Raw genomic sequence first — 3,062 nt, 5'->3', positions numbered from 1 at the left:
GCAGGGGAGGGCCGGCGCGTTGGCGGCGGGTCGTCAGTTGTTCGGATCGTCGGCGCTGATGTCGGCCAGCACCGACTGCGGTTCGCGCTCGACCGCGAGGTCACCCATCGAGACGAGACCCACCAGGCGCCCGTCGTCCATCACCGGCAGCCGGCGTACGGCATAGGTGCGCATCAGGTCCGCGGCGGCCACCGCGTCGTCGTACTGGCTCACGGTGATCACATTGCGGGTGGTGATCTGGTTCAGCCGGGTCGAGCCCGGGTCCATGTTCTCCGCGACACCACGGACCGTGATGTCCCGGTCCGTGACGATACCGACGACACCGTTGCCATCGGTCACCACCACGTCACCAATCGCGCTGTCGCGCATCTCCTGCGCGGCGGCGATGAGCGTCTCGTTGCCGTCCATCGTCACCAACCGGGTCGTCATGAACTCTCCGACCGTTGTCATGGTGCTCCCCTCTCGGTGTCGGCACGGCCCGTCTACCCGCCGCACGGGAGGGGGTAACGCCGACGGCCGGGCCGCTGTCCGGGGCAGGCAGCTGTCGCGACCGCGGCCCGCGGCCGTTCCGCGACACCGCCTAATCGACAAGGTCGTGACGCCGGGCGAGATAGTGGTACAGACCCCACCAACTGGCCGAGGGCAGCACCGCCTAGCGTGGGTGGGGTGCTGACGGGCGAGCGGGAGCTGAGGGATCTCGTCGCCGGCAACGCCTGGCTGACCCGGGCTCTGACCGTGGTCCGCGACTCCGGCCTGCCGGACGCCTGGATCGGCGCGGGCGCCCTCCGCGACCTCGTTTGGAGCGAGCGGTACGGCGACGGGTTCGACCCGGCGACGGTCCGCGACGTGGACGTGGTCTTCTTCGACCCGATGAGACTGTCCCGCGACGACGACCACCGGGCCACCGCCAGACTCGCCGCGGCCTGGCCGGCGCCGCCGTGGGAGGCACGCAACCAGGCGGCGGTGCACACCTGGTACGCGTCGAAGTTCGGCGGCGATCCGATCGCCCCGTACCGCAGCGTCGCCGAGGCGGTGGCCACCTGGCCGGAGTACGCGACCGCGGTGGCGGTGCGGCTGCGCCCGACCGGTGGGCTGGAGGTCTGTGCCCCGTACGGCCTGGCGGATCTGCTGGGCGGGGTGTGGCGGCACAACCCGGCCCGGGTGGGCGTCACGCTGTCCCGGCAGCGACTTGCTCGCCACCGGCCCGCGCAACGCTGGCCCGGCGTGACAGTGATCGAGCCCGGCTGAGCCGGAAGTGGTCGCCCAGGGGTCAGTCGTCAGTCGCGGTCCGGGGCCCCGCAGGCACGGGCGTGGTTCGCGACCCTCTCAGGCGCGGGGCGGCATTCCGTAGATCCGCTCCACGTGCAGGCGCAGCACCAGCCGCCGGTCGGCGACCATGGTGTTGCGATAGTCGGCCCAGTCCGGGTGCTCGCCGCGAAGCGCCCGGTAGAGCCCCACCAGCTCCTCGACCGTGGCGTCGTCGACGTCGGCCGCCGGAGTGGTCAGCTCGGCCCGCCCCTCGACCACCGCGTACGCCCACCCGTCCTCGCTGCCGACGTGGAAGCTGGCCCGCGGGTCCCGACGAAGGTTGGCGGTCTTGGCTCGGCCGTCCGTGACGGACACCCGGATCAGGCCGGCCGCGCGGTCGAACGAGTAGACCACTGTGGACAGCTGGGGTCGCCCGTCGCGTTTGAGGGTGGCCAGCACGCCCATCGAGCGGCCGGCGATCAGGTCGGTCAACGCCTGCTGGGTGGGGTCCTCCGGCACGGCTTCCTCCAGGTGGCGCGGTCGGCTACGTCCATCCAAACATGACCGGCGTGCTCCCGCCCCCGATGCACCGCCGCCCGCCACGGACTGCGGGCCCCCACCGAGACCGGCGGGAGCCCGCAGTGATCGCAACGGTCAGCGCCGCTCGGCGGCCACCAGCTCGGCGAGCTGTACGGCGTTGAGGGCGGCGCCCTTGCGCAGGTTGTCGTTGGAGCAGAACAGCGCCAGCCCGTACTCGACGGTCTCGTCGGCGCGGATGCGGCCCACGTAGGTCGGGTCCTGCCCGGCGGCCTGCAGCGGCGTCGGCACGGCGGTCAGCGCGACCCCGGGCGCGTCGGCGAGCAGTTCGTGGGCCCGCTGCGGGGTGATCGGGCGGGCGAAGCGGGCGTTGATCTGGAGCGAGTGGCCGGTGAAGACCGGAACCCGGACACAGGTGCCGGAGACCTTGAGGTCGGGGATTTCCAGGATCTTGCGGCTCTCGTTGCGGAGCTTCTGCTCCTCGTCGGTCTCGAACGAGCCGTCGTCGACGATCGAGCCGGCCAGCGGCAGCACGTTGAAGGCGATCGGCTCGGCGAACGAGCGCGGCGCGGGGAACTCCACGGCCGACCCGTCGAAGGCGAGCCCGGCGGCGTGCTCGGCGACCTTGCGGACCTGCTCGTCCAGCTCGGCGACGCCAGCCAGGCCGGCGCCGGAGACCGCCTGGTACGTCGAGACGACCAGGCCGACCAGACCAGCCTCGGCGTGCAGCGGGCGCAGCACCGGCATCGCGGCCATCGTGGTGCAGTTGGGGTTGGCGATGATGCCCTTCGGGCGGTCGGCGGCGGCGTGCGGGTTGACCTCGGCGACCACCAGCGGCACCAGCGGGTCCATCCGGAACGCCGACGAGTTGTCGATCACCACGGCGCCGGCCTCGGCCACCCGGGGAGCCAACTCTCGGGCGGTGCCCTTACCGGCGGAAAAGAGCACGATGTCCAGCCCGGAGTAGTCCGCGGTCGCGGCGTCCTCGACGGTCACCTCGCCGTCGCGCCACGGCAGCGTCCGCCCGGCGGACCGCGCCGAGGCGAACAACCGCACCTGCTCCGCCGGGAACTCCCGCTCCGCCAGCACCTGCCGCATCACGCCACCGACCTGGCCGGTGGCCCCCACAATGCCGATCCTCATGCCCGGAGGCTACCCACCCCACCCCCGAAACCGGGACCCCTTTCCCACCCCCCGGGTCCCGCCTCACACCCACCCCCCACCACCACCTCCCCCACCTCACCCCCCTCCTCCCCCGTTGATCATGATGTTATTGC

4 protein-coding genes are annotated in these 3,062 nt (G+C 72.3%); 1 reads left to right on the top strand and 3 read right to left on the bottom strand.

Annotated elements, in window-relative coordinates:
* Nucleotides 1–33 precede the first annotated feature (33 nt).
* A complete protein-coding gene (locus AB0J68_RS30030) occupies nucleotides 34–450 on the bottom strand; it encodes a CBS domain-containing protein (protein WP_354860896.1) in 417 nt (138 codons plus the stop codon).
* A 216-nt stretch (nucleotides 451–666) separates the two neighbouring features.
* Between AB0J68_RS30030 and AB0J68_RS30025 the strand changes: the two genes are divergently transcribed.
* Complete coding sequence (locus tag AB0J68_RS30025; protein WP_363941986.1) at nucleotides 667–1,248, top strand: nucleotidyltransferase family protein; 582 nt, start codon at nucleotides 667–669, stop codon at nucleotides 1,246–1,248.
* A 78-nt stretch (nucleotides 1,249–1,326) separates the two neighbouring features.
* Here AB0J68_RS30025 and AB0J68_RS30020 read toward each other — a convergent pair whose 3' ends face one another.
* Together AB0J68_RS30020 and AB0J68_RS30015 are read right to left on the bottom strand one after the other, a co-directional pair.
* Nucleotides 1,327–1,767, bottom strand: coding sequence for a PPOX class F420-dependent oxidoreductase (locus AB0J68_RS30020; protein ID WP_355066110.1), 441 nt, complete (start codon nucleotides 1,765–1,767; stop codon nucleotides 1,327–1,329).
* Nucleotides 1,768–1,902: 135 nt separating this feature from the next.
* Complete coding sequence (locus AB0J68_RS30015) at nucleotides 1,903–2,928, bottom strand: aspartate-semialdehyde dehydrogenase (protein ID WP_354860901.1); 1,026 nt, start codon at nucleotides 2,926–2,928, stop codon at nucleotides 1,903–1,905.
* Nucleotides 2,929–3,062 lie beyond the last annotated feature (134 nt).

The sequence above is a fragment of the Micromonospora sp. NPDC049580 genome (assembly GCF_040675595.1).
GTDB lineage: Bacteria > Actinomycetota > Actinomycetes > Mycobacteriales > Micromonosporaceae > Micromonospora.
Note: the sequence above shows the minus strand (reverse complement) of the source record. Positions and strands in the feature narration are given on the sequence as shown.